We start from the raw sequence: 15,456 nt of genomic DNA on the forward strand, positions 1-15,456 counted from the left end.
CAGGATAAATCAATGGCGTTAGTCGTTGAGCCTAGCAACCCTCTGCAACTCTCGTTGTTTGAGTGGATAAATGGTCAGGTAACTGGCTGTTCAGAATCCCCCACTATAGCCCGTAGGGTTTAGTGGGGGAGTATGTCAAGTATATTGCCCAAGTTCTATCCCCAAACTCACACCCATTGAGACAGTAGCCCTACGGCTGCTCCGCCCAACACGACCCACACCGGGCCAATTTTGAACCGAAAAATGGCGACGGCGGCGAGGAGGACGATCGCAAGGGCGATCGCATCGCCCCACAAGGTCAGCCCCGCCAAGCGCACCGTTACCACCGCCATTAACGCCACTGAACTCGCATTCACCGCATCGAGAAAGGCCGCCGCCCAAGGGGATTGGCGCAATTTGGGAATTAAGGGATTGAGGAGCGCCACAAAGCCAAAGGAGGGCAGGAAAATCCCCACCGTGGCCACGACGGCCCCCGGTACACCTGCCATCAGATAGCCGATAAAGGTGGCGGTGGAGAGGACTGGGCCGGGGGTAAATTGACCGATCGCGATCGCATCGAGTAATTCTGTCTGCGTCAACCAACCGCGCCCCACCAATTCCCCTTCCAAAAATGCGATCAACACATAGCCGCTCCCAAACAGCACCGCCCCCACTTTGAGGAATACCAGGGCAATCTGGCCCAGGGTTGCCCCCGTTGTGGCGGCGGCGGCCTGAACAAGCTCCGATCGCGTGGTTAGGGCTAGCCCATGGGCCGCTGCCACCCAGAGCGAGGCGGTTTTTTCCGTCGGGGGAGTCGGAGGTTGCCGCAGCCACACCATCCCCACCACACCGCCGATCAACAGTGCCAAGACTTCATTCACGCCCCACAGCAAGAGGGGAATCACCGCCGCCGCCACTATCCCCAAGGGGCGAGACTTCACCGCCTTTTTTCCCAACCGCCACAGGGCCGCCGCAATAATCGCCAAGACCGCCGGTTTAATCCCGTACAGCAGGGGCGCGATCGCGGGCACAGTGCCAAACTCCACATACACCCAGGCCAGCAGCCCCGTTAACACCACCGCCGGCAGCACAAAACAGACCCCCGCCACCACCAACCCCGGCCAGCCACCATAACTAAACCCCACATGGATCGCCATTTCTGTGGAGTTGGGGCCGGGGATCAGGTTGGTGGCTCCGAGGAGGTCGAGAAAATGCTCGCGGGTGAGCCAGCGTCGCCGCTTTACCACTTCTTCATCCATCAGGGCAATGTGAGCGGCTGGCCCGCCAAAGCCAATCACCCCCAGTTTAAAAAAGAGACGGGCGATCGCTCCACACCGTGACAGACTTGACCCTTGCGATGATGCCATTTGTACCTTTCCCTACACCACAGATTTAGACTCGATTCGCACAAGCGTTCACTATAAAAAAATCAGGTTAAGGTTCGATAAATGATGAGCAAATCCCTCATGCTCAACAACAGTTGGATGGGTTGGGAGGCGATGGTGCGATCGCTTCATGGGGGGCTAAATCAGCACAAAATGCGATGATAAATTTTGTTGAGAAATCGTGCAAGGGCGTTACGTTCAGCGCGATCAGCGTCTAAGGTGGGCCTAGATTCAGCGATCGCGCAGTCTTTGAAATCAGGCGTGACAAACCACGATTAGTGATCCATTTTTCATGCGAATAGTTCCCTTTAAACAGTCTCCCTGGCTCCGATTTATCATCCTCATGGGTGCTGTAATCCTCGCCTTGCAGGTGTTTATCCTACCGGTCTTCAGTCAGCAGCCGGTGACCGTGCGGGTGATGATGCAGGCCCTCGAAGCCCAGCAATGGCAGCCCCTCAAAGCAAACTTTGAAGCACAAAATCCCGATATTAAACTGGACATTGTCGCCGGGCCCAACGACACCAACCTCGTCGAAGATCTCTACACCTCCGCTTTTTTGCTGGGGGATTCTCCCTACGATTTAATCTATCTCGATATTGCTTGGGTTCCCAAATTTGCCGCCGCCCAATGGCTTGCCCCCCTGGAGCAATATGTCAGTGCGGCGCAACTGGATGACTTTCTGGCCGGTGATGTGGCCGGTGGCCGCTACGATGGGCAACTCTATCGCATGCCGTTTCGCTCCGATGCCGGCATGCTCTACTACCGCACCGATCTTTTGGCGGCAGCGGGCTACGATCCCCCGGCCACCTTTGATCAACTGCTCGACATTTCCCAAGCGCTGCAAGAGAGCGGCGCGGTGCAATGGGGTTATGTGTGGCAAGGGAAGCAATACGAAGGGATTGCGGCGATGTTTGTGGAAGTGTTGGCGGGCCATGGGGCGTTTTGGATTGACCCGGACAGCCTCGAAGTGGGGTTAGATGCCCCAGAAGCGATCGCCGCCCTAGAATTTCTCCGCGCCACGATTCAAAACGACATTTCCCCCCCAGGGGTGACCACCTACGCCGAAGAAGAAACCCGCCGCCTTTTTCAAAGTGGTGATGTGGCGTTTCTGCGCAATTGGCCCTATGTGTTTGCTCTGGCTGCGGATTCTGATCTGGCGGGGCAATTTGCGATTAAGCCGATGGTCCATGCGCCGGGGGAAAAGAGTGGCGCTTGTCAAGGCGGTTGGGGGTTTGGCATTTCAGCCACATCGCGCCATCCAGAGGCAACCTGGCGGGTGATTGAATACCTCAGCAGCACCGAAGCCCAGCGGGACTACATCCTTGAGACTGGCTATGTGCCGAGCCGGATTGAACTGTTTAATGATCCTGAAATCGTGGCGAAATATTCCCATTATCCAGACTTGCTCGCAGTGGTGCAAAACTCCACCCTCCGCCCCCCGATCGCACAATATGCCCAAGCCTCGGATATTCTCCAACGCTTTCTCAGTACTGCCCTGACGGATCAACTGACCCCCACGGCAGCCCTAGAAGCCGCCGCCCAAGAAACTCGTGCCCTATTAGGACGGGCGGGGTAAGGTGCGATCGCACCCATTCCCCCCAGATCCCTGCTGTTATCCCCACCATGCCCATGACCCCAGACACCCGCCGCCAACGCGAAAGCCGCACCGGTTGGATTTTAATGACCCCAGCCCTGATGATTTTGGCCCTGGTCTTTGCCTATCCCATCCTCCGCGCCTTTTGGCTCAGCACCTTCACCCAAAACCTCGGCACGCAACTCAACGCCGAATTTTCCGGCCTCACCAACTATGCCCGCCTGATCGGGGATAGCCGCTTCTGGCAAAGCCTCTGGAACACCAGCCTCTTCACCGCCTTCAGCATCAGCCTAGAATTGTTGATTGGCCTCGTCTTTGCCCTGATTCTCAATCAAACCTTTCGCGGTCGGGGCTTAGTGCGCACCGTTGCCCTAATTCCCTGGGCCTTACCGACGGCGGTGATGGGGTTAGCCTGGGCGTGGATTTTTAACGATCAGTTTGGGGTTGTGAATGACCTTTTAATCCGCCTCGGCTTCATTCAAGAGCGAATCACCTGGCTCGGCGAACCCACCCGCGCCATGCTCGCCCTCATCTGCGCCGATGTTTGGAAAACCACGCCCTTCATTGCCATCCTCCTCCTCGCCGGTTTGCAATCCATCCCTGGCGACCTCTACGAAGCCCATGCGATCGATGGTGCGTCCCCCTGGCAGAGTTTTCGCCACATCACCCTGCCGTTGATCGCGCCTCAGATTCTGATCGCGCTCTTGTTCCGATTTGCGCAATCCTTTGGGATTTTTGACTTGGTGCAGGTGATGACCGGTGGCGGGCCAGCGGGGGCCACGGAAACGGTGTCCATCTATATCTATGCAACGGTGCGGCGTTATCTTGACTTTGGCTATGGGGCGGCGCTGGTGGTGGTGACGTTTTTGATCTTAATTGTGGCGGTGCTCTTGACGGCAGGGTTACTGTCGAAAACCCGTGTCAATCTCACTGGGGATTGATCCGGATCAACGGAGCGATCGCACCCATGATCCACCAACCCGATCCTGCTTTGCTGACCCTTGTTTTTCTTACCATCATGACTGCTCAAAACACCACAACTCCCCCAAAAAAAATTCCCACTCAGCGCATTTTGCTCTGGGTTGGGGTGGCGTTGATGTTGCTCTTTTGCCTCGCTCCGGTACTGTGGCAGATTCTCACGTCGTTTAAGACAAATCCTGCCATTTCAGCGATTCCGACGGTTTATATTCCCAACGGTGATCAATTAACGATCGCCCATTATTTCAGCTTAGGAAATGAATTTTTACGCTATATCTTGAATAGTTTTTTGGTGTCGTTGGTGTCTACGGTGGTCTGTTTAGCGGTGGGTGCTCCGGCGGCCTATGCCCTGGCCCGATTAAAGATTCCGGGTGAGCAAATTGTCCTGGCGATCGTGCTGGTGGTGAGCTTGTTTCCCTATGTGCTCTTGTTCTTAGGCTTGTTGGAAATTGTCAAGGCAGCGGGGTTGGGGAATAATTACCTGGCGTTGATTGTGCCCTATACGGCGATTAATTTACCCCTGACGATTTTAGTGTTGCGCAGTTTTTTCCAACAGTTGCCCAAGGATTTAGAAGATTCCGCGAAAATTGATGGTTATCAAACCGTTCCGATGTTGCTGCAAATTGTTTTGCCGATGACGATCCCGGCGTTGGTGACAACGGGAATTTTAACCTTTATTTTTGCGTGGAATGAGTTTATTTTTGCCCTCACCTTTATCACCCGATCGGAGCTGCAAACGATTCCCATTGCAGTGGCAAAACTGGGGGGGGCTTCGGTGTTTGAAATCCCCTACGGGCCGATCGCAGCGGCCACGGTGTTAGGAACGATTCCCCTCGTGTTGTTGGTGCTCTTTTTCCAACGGCGAATTGTCCAGGGGATTACGGCTGGGGCGGTGAAAGGATAGGGCGATCGCTCTGTCCCTCTACCCCCTACACAATGTTTTGAAATTTAGTCTTTTGCTGGCAAGAATTATGGCGCGTTTAGAACTACAACATTTACGAAAACAGTTTGCTCCCCATGTGATCCCGGTTAAGGATATTAGCTTGACGGTGGAGGATGGCGAATTTTTGACCCTGTTGGGGCCGTCGGGGTGTGGTAAATCGACGCTGCTGCGGTTGGTTGCAGGTTTAGATCAGCCGACCCACGGCCAGGTGATCGTAGGGGGGACGGATTTAACATTTCAACCACCGGGCGATCGCAACATGGCGATGGTATTCCAAAGTTATGCCCTGTATCCTCACATGACGGTGGCGGAAAATATCAGCGCATCGTTGAAAATCCGCAAGGTGGCAGCGTCGGAAATTCAGCAGCGGATTGGGGTGGTGTCGGAAAAGTTGGGTTTAAACCATCTCCTCGATCGCAAACCCGGTAAACTTTCCGGGGGACAGCGGCAACGGGTCGCCCTGGCGCGGGCGTTGGTGCGGAATCCGGAGGTGTTTTTGCTCGATGAACCCTTGAGTAATTTGGATGCCCTGTTGCGGGAACAGGTGCGCGAAGAGTTGAAACAGATTTTCAACGCCCAAAATAAACCCGTGGTCTACGTGACCCATGACCAAACCGAGGCGATGACGCTATCGAGCAAAGTGGCGGTGCTCCTTGATGGAATGGTGCAGCAACTCGACCCGCCGAGCCGGATCTATACCCATCCGGCGAATCGGTTTGTGGCGGGCTTTGTGGGCAGTCCGCAGATGAATTTTTTAGAGTTGAATTGTGAAAATTCGATGGCGCGGGTGGGGGCATTTTCGATCCCGGTTCCAACCGAGGTGGGGGAGCGATCGCAAATTGATCTGGGCATCCGTCCCGAAGATTTGCGCCTTGCCCAGGCGGACGAAACGCCCACCTTTCGGGGCCGGGTAACATTAGTGGAAAATTTTGGGCGCGAACAATTGGTCACTGTCCAAGTGGCGGCAACCACCACGAAAATCCGGATGGTGATTCCACCCGATCAAGAGTGGGATGAGCAGGATATTGCCGTGGTGCTCGAACCGGCGAAGATCCATTGGTTTGATTCTAAAACGGGCGATCGCGTCACCAGTTCCGTGGCGTAACCGGGTCTACTCGATGCCAGCGTGTTCCGCCGTCAAGGTATAGGTTTGGGGCAGTTGGTCAGCAAAATCGTCTAGACCAGACTGGGGCACACCATATTCAAAGCCAGCCCCCAGGACGTGGTGCAACTGGCCGAGTTCTGGGGACGAAAGAGGCTGAATCGCAGCCAAAAAGTCTTGATCCCCGATCTGGAGTGCAATTTTCGCCAGCACCGCCCCGAACCCATAGGCTCCTCCGCCATCGGTATGGCGAGCGAGGCGAATCAAGCGGCGCAAACTGGGGGCATCGCCGGCGAGACTTTGGTTAATTAAGCGGCCATAGTCAACGGGGATGAGCAGGTCTTCGAGTTGCGATCGCGTAATTTCCACCACCTCAATCTCCGGCGGCGTGGAAGCGATCGTCCGGTGGCGATAGACCAGCCCCCCGATGGCGATCGCTCCTCCCACCGTCACGAGCAATCCCCCCCACAGCAGCAGTTCACGAATTTTCATCTCATCCCGTCCCGTTAAACACAAGGCATGATCCTCAGATCATGCCTCAGCCTGACAGTTGCAGAGGCGATCGCGTGAATTGAACGGGATGGGCAGGCGATCGCAACCCCCCACAGGCCCCAGACCCTAAAGCCCCGGCAAATTCAGCCCACTCGTCAATTCTTCCATCCGCCCGCGCATTGTTTCCGTCGATTTATCATAGGCATCCATCATCGCTTCAAACACCATCGCCGAAAGCGTTTCCGCCCCAGTCTCAAGCGCCGCCGGAGTAATATTGACGCGACGAGGCTCTTGATTGCCACTCAGCACGACCGTCACCGTACCGGCTTCGTTATGGCCCTCAATTTCCATTTGCTCTAGTTCATCTTGCAGTTTTTTGGCATCCTGCTGAACCTGTTGGGCTTTTTTGAAGGCCTCCGTGAGTTCCTTCATTTTACCGAGACCAAAACCAAATCCTTTTCCTTGGGTCATATCAAATTCTATGTAATTGGTGTCGAAACATTAAGCAGTCTCTGCTTGTCGATTTTGACATACTCTCCGACCTAACGGCGAGGGGGAGGGTTCAAACAGCAAAGCAGGCTGAATCGGTTGACCATCGCCTCCCTTCCCCGTAGATGCCCCAACCGCTTGGCTGTTTGAGCCGTATCCCCGTCCCGTCCGCAAACCACGGGGCAAGGGAGACCGCGCCCCTCAGATCGTCTGGAACTCACCGAGAACCTTCACCTCTGGCCGCAATCGTAAAGACCAATGGTGTTCCACTTGCTGTTGAACATGGTGGATGGTTTCAAAAATATCCTGGGCTTTGGCATTGCCACAATTCAAAATAAAGTTGGCATGCCGGTGAGCGACTTGAGCGCCCCCAATCTGGAAGCCTTTCAAACCAATTTGTTCAATTAACCAGCCCGCTTTATAAGATTCCGGATTCCGAAACACACTGCCACAACTGGGAAGATGATAGGGCTGAGAATTTTTCCGATTTTGCAAGTTTTCGTTGGTGGTTTCCATCACGATCGCCCGTTCCTGAGTGGGTTGTAATTGAAAGGTGGCTTGCAACACTAGGCGCTTATCCCCCTGTAAGCTCGAATGGCGATAGCGATAGTGGAAATCACTGGCCCGTAAGGTGACAATGTGGCCATCGGGGTTGAGCACATCGGCTTGGACGAGGGAATCCGCAATACATCCCTGGTGCGCCCCGGCATTCATCACCACCGCTCCCCCCACCGTGCCCGGAATGCCCACAGACCATTCCAGTCCCTGCCAGCCTCGTTTAGCAGATCTCCAGGCTAAACGGGGGATCAATTCTCCTGCCCCAGCGGTCACTTGACCCGTTTCATCATCGAACACACTCAGGCGCAGATGGCGGGTGCTGACCACAAGACCGGGTAGGCCGCGATCGCTAATCAGTAAATTTGAACCTGCACCTAGGATCGTGGTGGGCAGGCTGCGATCCTGGGCCCAGGCGAAACAGGCTTGCAGTCCTTCGCGGGTTTTGGGTGCAGCGTACCATTCTGCGGGCCCACCGACTCGAAAGGAGGTGAAATTGGCTAGGGTGACGTGGGGGCGAATTTGGCATTGGCCATCGTCAAGCCAAATGGGTTTGGGGGTGTAGGTGGTTGAACCGGGATAGATATAGGTTTTCGTTGTCAACGGAAGATCAGAAGACAGGGTCATGGCCGGATATGGTGACACGCTAAGTAAGGACGGGACGAGAGCGAAGCCTGACGGGATGAACTAAGGCAAGAGTCTACAGGACTCTAGATTGCGTCGTTATGTAAGAGTTGGGGGATGATTTGATTCAGGTTCCCTGCACCCAAAAATAAGGCAAAATCTCCTGCGTGGAGAAAATTCTGGAGAAAACTTTTCAGTTCAGTGAGGGAAGGCTGATAGATGACCTGTTGGTGATGGTCAGCGATCGCATCGGCAAGCATCTGACCCGTAATTTGAGGATTCGGCGGTTCACCGGCGCTGTAAATATCCGTCACAATCACCACGTCTGCATCCCGAAACGACTGGGTGAATTCCTCTAAAAAGGCCAAGGTGCGGCTATAGCGATGGGGTTGAAAAATGGCAATAATCCGGGGGCGATCGCTCCCCTTCACCAGTTCCTGAATCCGGAGCTGCGCCGCCGCTAGGGTCACCTGTAGCTCACTGGGATGGTGGGCATAGTCATCAATCAAGGTGATCCCATCGACAACACCCCGCACTTCAAAGCGACGCTTGGCCCCAGCAAACGTGGTCATCGCAGCGGCCAACACCTCAAACTCAATGCCCAACTGACGCGCCACTGCGATCGCCGCCAAAGCATTACCAAGATTATGTTCCCCCAACAACGGAACCGTCATCCTGCCGAGGGCGATCCCCCGTTCCCACACCGTTGCCGTCGTACCTTCGGCCCCATACACCACATCCGATACGGTATAGGTCGCCAAACGTTTCGGGTCAGTACTGTAGGTAATGGACGGAGCCAACTGTTCACGCACCGTTGCACAATCTGCACAGCCAATCAACACCTTAGTCTGGCGGGCAAAGGTCTGGAAAATATCCACAACCTCTGACAAATCTTGATAATGATCGGGATGATCCAACTCAATATTGGTGACAACCCCAATCGCTGGACTCAACTTGACCAGCGAGCCATCCGACTCATCCGCCTCCGCCACCAAGTAACGGCTTTGACCCAATCGCGCATTGCCGCCGATCGCATCCACCTCCCCACCCACAACCACCGTCGGGTCAAGACCCGCCATCAACAACAGATAGCTCACCAAACTACTGGTGGTCGTCTTCCCGTGGGTTCCCGCCACAGCAACACTTTCATAGTCCTGCACCAACGCCGCCAACACATCGGAGCGATGGAAAATCGCATAGCCCCGATCCAGCGCCGCACAATATTCTTGGTTTTCTGCCTGAATCGCCGTTGAACATACCACTTGGGGCGCTCCGAGGTCGGCGGTTGAGGGTACTGAACTGATCCCCTTCGACGCGACACCCACCCCTCCAACCCCCACGGCCACGGGCTGAAGCTGCGCCGGACTGTGAAAGACTTCCAGGTTGGCAGCGGCTTGCTGATTAAAAATACGTGCCCCGACAGACTCTAACCGCTGGGTAATATGGGTAGACCGTAAATCTGATCCTGATACTGGCAACGAACGTTTAGCCAGGATGTACGCAAGGGCAGACATTCCAATGCCGCCAATGCCGATAAAGTGAAAGGGCTTTCCCTCAAAATCAACTGTTTTGGACATTAACTCTCCTTACACACCACACACCGAACGTTATCGCCGGGATAACACGCGCTATATTATCAAGAATTGTGAATCTCAGCGAATTTATCTCTTGAATCTTCCCCTCTTTATAAAGGGTTTGCCGCAGGTTAGGCAATAACACAGGTCAGAAATCTGACTCATTATCCCCCCGCATCAATCTCCAAAAATCATGCGGCCCCTTGACCCCGGATCAATCCCCAATGATCGGGGCATTTTTTCGGGTTACACGGTGCGATCGCACCCTTCCCCCTGCAACACCATAGAGGTAGCGAACCGGCCCCCTAATCTTCTCACTCAATGGGCTAACCCACCTGATTTATGGATTTACCCACCCTATTTTTCGTCGTCAGGAAATTTCATTCTCATGCCGCAGTCCTCCCCCGCTCCACTCCAGAAGAACCCCCTCTGCACCCCTGAAAAGTGACGCGATGGCAAGAGACACCCCCCATGCCCCATTTACCATCCCCAGCCGCAACGTCCCCAAACTTTTTCTGAAGGTGGACGCTGGATTGGCCAGCCTTTGCGATATGATTTGGGGTATTAAGATTCGTTTAATGTTATTGAGCTTAGAGACAGAGGGCAAGACGCAGTGATTAGAGTAGCAATCAATGGATTTGGACGCATCGGACGGAATTTCCTTCGGTGCTGGCTTGGACGTGAGAACTCCCAGCTAGAAGTCGTAGGCATTAACGATACCTCCGACCCCCGCACAAACGCTCACCTCCTAAAGTATGATTCCATGCTTGGGAAGCTAGACGCAGAAATTGATGCCGATGATAATTCGCTGACTGTCAACGGTAAAACGATCAAATGTGTATCCGATCGCAACCCGCTTAACCTGCCGTGGAGTGAATGGGACATTGATCTCATCATTGAATCCACTGGGGTTTTTGTGAGTGAAGAGGGTGCATCGAAGCACATCGCGGCTGGAGCCAAAAAAGTCCTGATCACCGCTCCCGGTAAAGGCGGCAATATCGGGACGTTTGTGATGGGTGTCAACCACCAAGACTACGAGCACAGTAAGCAAAATGTCGTCAGTAATGCCAGTTGTACCACCAACTGCATGGCCCCGATCGTCAAAGTCCTACATGACAACTTTGGCATCATCAAAGGTACGATGACCACCACCCACAGCTACACCGGAGATCAACGCTTGCTCGATGCAAGTCACCGCGATCTTCGCCGTGCCAGAGCCGCTGCACTGAATATTGTGCCGACGACCACTGGTGCTGCTAAAGCTGTGGCCTTAGTCATCCCTGACATGCAAGGGAAGTTAAATGGGATCGCGCTGCGTGTGCCGACTCCGAATGTCTCCATTGTGGATTTAGTCGTTCAAGTGGAAAAAACCACCTTTGTGGATCAAGTTAATGAAGCCCTAAAAGAAGCCTCGGAAGGGCCGATGAAAGGGTTTTTAGGGTACAACGATTTACCGCTGGTATCTTGTGACTATCGCGGCACTGATTACTCTTCGATCGCTGATGCCAGTCTGACGATGGTGATGGGCGGCGATATGGTGAAAGTTGTGGGCTGGTACGACAACGAATGGGGCTATTCTCAGCGCGTTGTGGACTTGGCTGAACTCGTTGCCGAGAAATGGGAAGGCTAATCCCGATAGCTTGAGTTTATCTCAAGTCCCGATCTGTCATTCATGGTTCTCAGGACGCTACAGTGAGCGTCCTTTTTTGATGGCTAATTTTAGCCCCTTGCTCACACCTATAACAATCCTATTTGATTCATGAACAGGCAAGGGGCTTAAGCCCCTTGTTGATGAGGAGATAAGATCTTCGATTGATTTAGGATCGCTATAGCAATCCGCCGTAACCCACTGATTAAGGTATGTCGTGATCCTAGCGGTTAATGCCGAGCATGATCAAAACCGCAATGTGGCGTTGTTATCAATGGGATGGGTGGCGCTGAAGGCTTCGAGCATTGAGCGGACGTGGGGGGGAAGATCAGGGAAGGAGAAGGTGCGATCGCCCTCTGCCATATCGGCCCAGAAGGATTTTAAGTGATGGGCGGTGGTGATCATGTCCTCTCCCTGTAAATTCAACGGCGGCAAGCTGACAAATCGCGACATAAACGGAAATGAATTTTCTTCGGTGCGCTGACGGGAGGCGGCGGGGAGATCGTCCCAACCGGGGAGCGATCGCAGCCGATAGGATTTCATCTCTAGGCGTTGATCGCCCCCGTCGTCGTGGAGTTCCAAGACGCGATAGGGATGGGGATAACCCACGAGGGAGCCGGTGAGAATTTCCGTGATCCCGTCCGCTGTGGCCACATCTTGAATGTGAAGATGGCCCGTGAGGACGAGTTTCACCCCCTGGGTGCTGAGGTACTGGCGGAGGGGGGCGGCATCATCGAGCATATAGCGACGGCCGAGGGGGTGGGTGGATTGCTGAGGAATATGCTCAACGGTATTGTGATGGATCATGACGATCACGAAGCGATCGCGCCACTGGGGTAAATTCTCCCGCAACCAATCCCACTGCTGCGGATCTAAACAGCCCAACTGCCGACCCTCTGCGTCAAATTGATTGGAATTCAGGGCCACCAGTTGCACCCCCGGCATGATCTCGCGACTGTACCAAAGCTGCTGTGGATCATCGTAGCCAAAGGGTTGATACAGGGCCGCAAATTCATCTAAGCCAATTAACTCATCATCCCCCATCGGCTCCATCACATCATGATTCCCAGGGATCACATACACCGGAAAGGACACCTTTTGAAGCCGTTCGATCAGCCAGTGATGATTGTCCCGTTCGCCGTCTTGGGTGAGGTCACCCGGAATCAGGAGGAAATCAAGCCCCAATTGCTCCAGGTGGGCGAGCATGGCCTCAAAGGCGAGGATGCTGGCTTCGACGAGGTGAAAACGGGGTTTGGTTTGATCAATTGTGTGGGGCAGGGCGATATGGGGGTCGCTGGCGATCGCAAAACGGCACAGTTGAGACATAGGCAGGTTCATCATCCCCAGCAGATCAACCCTGTCATTATATCGATCCCCTGAGGGGTTCCAGGGGGTGATCCGTCGTCTCACGCAGCGGATTAGGGCGCGATCGCGCTTCTGGTGATGTCCCGTCAAACCCAGTCCCTCGCGTTACCAGACGTTACGGAAGTATCAAGTTCTTTAACAGAAACGCCCAGAAGCTTCAATCACCCCTCTAGGCTAAGAGAAGCGCATTTTTGGAACGCCCTTATTGATGGAAAAACAAATCATTCAAACCGACCAAGCCCCCGCCCCGGTTGGCCCCTACAACCAAGCGATCGCCGCCACCGGCCAATTTCTCTTTGTCGCCGGACAGATTCCCCTCAATGCAGCGGGGGACTTGGTGGGCGGCGATGATGTGGCGGCCCAAACGCAACAGGTGATGCAAAATCTCGCCGCGATTCTGGCCGAGGCGGGCGCAACATTCGAGCAGGTGGTAAAAACCACCGTCTTCCTGACTGACTTAGCGGACTTCACCACGATGAATGGTGTTTATGCCACGTTTTTCAATGAAGCGAGTGCCCCCGCCCGTGCCACGGTACAAGTGGCGCAACTGCCCAAGGGCGTTAAGGTCGAGATTGATTGCATTGCTGTTCTTTAAGTCTAATGTAAACGAATGTAACAATTATGCCGTCATGACAGCCTAGCGGCTTGACAGCCCTCAAACCCTTCGCTTACGATGGCATAGCATACCCGGGTAAAACTTCTATGAGCATCAAGATGCAAGACAAGCAGAAAGTAACTCTGTACTTACCTCCGCAGATGCACCGTAGACTCAAGATCAAATCTGTCGTTGATGAAGAGTCCATGTCCGCATTAGTGGAAAAGGCGATTCAGTTCTACCTGCAATATCCGGAAGCCGTGGCAGAAATCGAAGCTGCTAGTGGCCAACGGGGTCAAACCCATCGGGTTCATACCTGTCCGGACTGTGGCAGCGCACTGATCCAGCGGGATAACGAATTAATGTCCCTCCAAAATCAACCCACCGTGTTGACAGACGAACTTCCCGATGACATTGCAGTGGGTAACCCCCACCCGTCGATCCAGTCCGAAGCTGATTCTCACGGTGAGGAAAGTCTCGTTCCCTGTTAGGTGTTGGGGTTGGCAATGCTAACCGACCGCAAGGGGAGATCCCATCGAGTCGTAACATTCAAAGGTCGATTCACGATGAAAGAAGAACTGAGCATTCTCATCAAAGCTCAATATCCCCTGATCTACCTCGTCACTCCTGAGGAAGAACGCGCTGAGCAAGCGATCGCGAAGATTGCCAAAGCCGACACCCAACACCAAAGTGTGTTTGTCTGGACGATGACGCGGGGCATGACCGAATATGGTCAAACGCGCACCACGCCCCAAGGCAACACGATCTCGCCGGAAGCTGCCATTCAATGGAGCATCCAGCAACGGGAACCTGGACTCTATGTATTCAAAGACCTCCATGATTTCATCTCTGGGGCAGGGGTGAAGCGGGCGTTACGGGATGCGATCGCCGCCTTCAAAGGAACCGAAAAGATCCTGATCTTGATGTCCCCCATCCAGGATGTCCCCATCGAACTCGAAAAAGATGTGGTCGTATTGGATTTTCCCCTGCCCACAACAGATGAACTGCACCAAGTCCTGACCCAGCAACTGAGCCGCAATCGGGCGAAACCCCCCAGCGCCGATGTGCAAGAAAAGCTAGTCCGCGCCACCCTGGGGCTAACCAAGGACGAAGCCGAAAAAGTTTACCGCAAAGCCTACGTCAAAGCCCAGCGACTCACCGATGCGGAAGTTGAAATTATCCTGTCGGAAAAGAAGCAACTGATTCGGCGCAACGGCATTTTGGAATACATCGAAGAGGACGAAACCCTCGATGCGATCGGCGGGTTAGAAGAACTCAAACATTGGCTCCGTCAACGCTCCAACGCCTTCAGCGAACGGGCACGGGACTACGGACTCCCGCAACCCAAGGGCATGTTAATTCTGGGTGTACCCGGTTGTGGAAAATCCCTAATTGCCAAGACCACCTCTCGCCTCTGGGGTTTGCCCATCCTGCGCTTGGATATGGGACGAGTTTACGATGGGTCGATGGTGGGGCGATCGGAAGCGAACCTGCGCAATGCCCTCAAAACCGCTGAATCGATTTCCCCCGCGATTCTCTTCATTGATGAGTTGGATAAGTCCTTCTCCGGTGGCAGCGGGTCATCCGATTCTGACGGCGGTACGTCGAGCCGGATCTTCGGGTCATTCCTCACCTGGATGCAGGAAAAAACATCCCCGGTGTTTGTGATGGCGACGGCGAACCGCATTGAACGGTTACCGGGTGAATTCCTCCGCAAGGGGCGATTTGATGAGATTTTCTTTGTGGATCTCCCGACCCCGGAAGAGCGGGAATTAATTTTTAAAATTCATCTGTGCAAGCGGCGTACCGAGATCGATCGCTTTGATCTCAGCCAGCTTGCGAAGATGTCCGATGGTTTTTCTGGTGCAGAGATTGAGCAGGCAATTATTGCCGCGATGTATGAGGCATTTGCCCAAGACCGCGAGTTTACCCAACTCGATATTATTGCGGCACTTAAAGCAACCTTGCCCCTGTCTCGCACCATGACTGAGCAGGTCACAGCCCTTCGTGATTGGGCGCGGCAACGCGCTCGACCTGCGGCAGCCTCCAGTGCTGAATATCAGCGCTTGGAGTTTTAACAAGCTTTCTTCTTCCTCCGGGAAGGAGCAAAGGCTAGCCCTGTGCTAGCAGCCC

The 15,456-nt window shown here is 54.1% G+C and carries 14 protein-coding genes; 8 read left to right on the top strand and 6 right to left on the bottom strand.

Annotated features, from left to right (window positions below):
- Nucleotides 1–167 precede the first annotated feature (167 nt).
- On the bottom strand, nt 168–1,346 hold the full coding sequence (gene chrA, locus PN477_RS05605; RefSeq protein ID WP_272121809.1) for a chromate efflux transporter: 1,179 nt from the start codon (nt 1,344–1,346) through the stop codon (nt 168–170).
- Nucleotides 1,347–1,707: 361 nt separating this feature from the next.
- Between chrA and PN477_RS05610 the strand changes: the two genes are divergently transcribed.
- The 4 genes from PN477_RS05610 to PN477_RS05625 all read left to right on the top strand — a co-directional run bounded on the left by PN477_RS05610 (nt 1,708) and on the right by PN477_RS05625 (nt 5,984).
- Nucleotides 1,708–2,940 carry an ABC transporter substrate-binding protein gene (locus PN477_RS05610; RefSeq protein ID WP_272147061.1) on the top strand — a complete coding sequence of 411 codons (1,233 nt, stop codon included), beginning with the start codon at nt 1,708–1,710 and terminating at the stop codon, nt 2,938–2,940.
- Between the two features lie 53 nt (nt 2,941–2,993).
- Nucleotides 2,994–3,899, top strand: a complete 906-nt coding sequence (locus tag PN477_RS05615; protein WP_272121812.1) for a carbohydrate ABC transporter permease — start codon at nt 2,994–2,996, stop codon at nt 3,897–3,899.
- A 77-nt stretch (nt 3,900–3,976) separates the two neighbouring features.
- Complete coding sequence (locus tag PN477_RS05620) at nt 3,977–4,840, top strand: carbohydrate ABC transporter permease (protein WP_272121813.1); 864 nt, start codon at nt 3,977–3,979, stop codon at nt 4,838–4,840.
- A gap of 67 nt (nt 4,841–4,907) precedes the next feature.
- Nucleotides 4,908–5,984: an ABC transporter ATP-binding protein gene (locus PN477_RS05625; protein WP_272121815.1), complete on the top strand. Its 1,077-nt coding sequence runs from the start codon at nt 4,908–4,910 to the stop codon at nt 5,982–5,984.
- Between the two features lie 6 nt (nt 5,985–5,990).
- On the opposite strand, the gene PN477_RS05630 is transcribed toward PN477_RS05625, so the two are convergent.
- The 4 genes from PN477_RS05630 to murC all read right to left on the bottom strand — a co-directional run bounded on the left by PN477_RS05630 (nt 5,991) and on the right by murC (nt 9,718).
- On the bottom strand, nt 5,991–6,473 hold the full coding sequence (locus PN477_RS05630) for a hypothetical protein (RefSeq protein WP_272121816.1): 483 nt from the start codon (nt 6,471–6,473) through the stop codon (nt 5,991–5,993).
- Nucleotides 6,474–6,599: 126 nt separating this feature from the next.
- Nucleotides 6,600–6,944, bottom strand: coding sequence for a YbaB/EbfC family nucleoid-associated protein (locus PN477_RS05635; protein ID WP_272121818.1), 345 nt, complete (start codon nt 6,942–6,944; stop codon nt 6,600–6,602).
- Nucleotides 6,945–7,163: 219 nt separating this feature from the next.
- On the bottom strand, nt 7,164–8,144 hold the full coding sequence (gene murB / locus PN477_RS05640) for a UDP-N-acetylmuramate dehydrogenase (RefSeq protein WP_272121820.1): 981 nt from the start codon (nt 8,142–8,144) through the stop codon (nt 7,164–7,166).
- An 83-nt stretch (nt 8,145–8,227) separates the two neighbouring features.
- On the bottom strand, nt 8,228–9,718 hold the full coding sequence (murC, locus tag PN477_RS05645; protein WP_272121822.1) for a UDP-N-acetylmuramate--L-alanine ligase: 1,491 nt from the start codon (nt 9,716–9,718) through the stop codon (nt 8,228–8,230).
- A gap of 610 nt (nt 9,719–10,328) precedes the next feature.
- Between murC and PN477_RS05650 the strand changes: the two genes are divergently transcribed.
- Nucleotides 10,329–11,345 (top strand): type I glyceraldehyde-3-phosphate dehydrogenase, encoded by a 1,017-nt coding sequence (locus tag PN477_RS05650; protein WP_272121824.1) that lies wholly within the window; start codon nt 10,329–10,331, stop codon nt 11,343–11,345.
- 264 nt (nt 11,346–11,609) lie between these two features.
- Here PN477_RS05650 and PN477_RS05655 read toward each other — a convergent pair whose 3' ends face one another.
- Nucleotides 11,610–12,689, bottom strand: a complete 1,080-nt coding sequence (locus PN477_RS05655) for a metallophosphoesterase family protein (protein WP_272121826.1) — start codon at nt 12,687–12,689, stop codon at nt 11,610–11,612.
- A gap of 247 nt (nt 12,690–12,936) precedes the next feature.
- On the opposite strand from PN477_RS05655, the gene PN477_RS05660 reads away from it, so the two are divergent.
- The 3 genes from PN477_RS05660 to ycf46 all read left to right on the top strand — a co-directional run bounded on the left by PN477_RS05660 (nt 12,937) and on the right by ycf46 (nt 15,401).
- Nucleotides 12,937–13,323 (top strand): Rid family detoxifying hydrolase, encoded by a 387-nt coding sequence (locus PN477_RS05660; protein WP_272121828.1) that lies wholly within the window; start codon nt 12,937–12,939, stop codon nt 13,321–13,323.
- A 119-nt stretch (nt 13,324–13,442) separates the two neighbouring features.
- Nucleotides 13,443–13,814 (top strand): slr0373 family blue light stress response protein, encoded by a 372-nt coding sequence (locus tag PN477_RS05665; RefSeq protein ID WP_072622005.1) that lies wholly within the window; start codon nt 13,443–13,445, stop codon nt 13,812–13,814.
- 75 nt (nt 13,815–13,889) lie between these two features.
- Nucleotides 13,890–15,401, top strand: coding sequence for a stress-responsive protein Ycf46 (gene ycf46 / locus PN477_RS05670; protein WP_272121831.1), 1,512 nt, complete (start codon nt 13,890–13,892; stop codon nt 15,399–15,401).
- Nucleotides 15,402–15,456: the final 55 nt, after the last annotated feature.

Source organism: Spirulina subsalsa CS-330, assembly GCF_028330765.1.
Lineage (GTDB): Bacteria > Cyanobacteriota > Cyanobacteriia > Cyanobacteriales > Spirulinaceae > Spirulina > Spirulina subsalsa_A.

Bases quoted from the DNA above. Each gene is read 5' to 3' on its own strand.
- chrA (WP_272121809.1), bottom strand. From the start codon at position 1,346: ATGGCATCATCGCAAGGGTCAAGTCTGTCACGGTGTGGAGCGATCGCC.
- PN477_RS05610 (WP_272147061.1), top strand. From the start codon at position 1,708: ATGGGTGCTGTAATCCTCGCCTTGCAGGTGTTTATCCTACCGGTCTTC.
- PN477_RS05615 (WP_272121812.1), top strand. From the start codon at position 2,994: ATGACCCCAGACACCCGCCGCCAACGCGAAAGCCGCACCGGTTGGATT.
- PN477_RS05620 (WP_272121813.1), top strand. From the start codon at position 3,977: ATGACTGCTCAAAACACCACAACTCCCCCAAAAAAAATTCCCACTCAG.
- PN477_RS05625 (WP_272121815.1), top strand. From the start codon at position 4,908: ATGGCGCGTTTAGAACTACAACATTTACGAAAACAGTTTGCTCCCCAT.
- PN477_RS05630 (WP_272121816.1), bottom strand. From the start codon at position 6,473: ATGAAAATTCGTGAACTGCTGCTGTGGGGGGGATTGCTCGTGACGGTG.
- PN477_RS05635 (WP_272121818.1), bottom strand. From the start codon at position 6,944: ATGACCCAAGGAAAAGGATTTGGTTTTGGTCTCGGTAAAATGAAGGAA.
- murB (WP_272121820.1), bottom strand. From the start codon at position 8,144: ATGACCCTGTCTTCTGATCTTCCGTTGACAACGAAAACCTATATCTAT.
- murC (WP_272121822.1), bottom strand. From the start codon at position 9,718: ATGTCCAAAACAGTTGATTTTGAGGGAAAGCCCTTTCACTTTATCGGC.
- PN477_RS05655 (WP_272121826.1), bottom strand. From the start codon at position 12,689: ATGTCTCAACTGTGCCGTTTTGCGATCGCCAGCGACCCCCATATCGCC.
- PN477_RS05660 (WP_272121828.1), top strand. From the start codon at position 12,937: ATGGAAAAACAAATCATTCAAACCGACCAAGCCCCCGCCCCGGTTGGC.
- PN477_RS05665 (WP_072622005.1), top strand. From the start codon at position 13,443: ATGCAAGACAAGCAGAAAGTAACTCTGTACTTACCTCCGCAGATGCAC.
- ycf46 (WP_272121831.1), top strand. From the start codon at position 13,890: ATGAAAGAAGAACTGAGCATTCTCATCAAAGCTCAATATCCCCTGATC.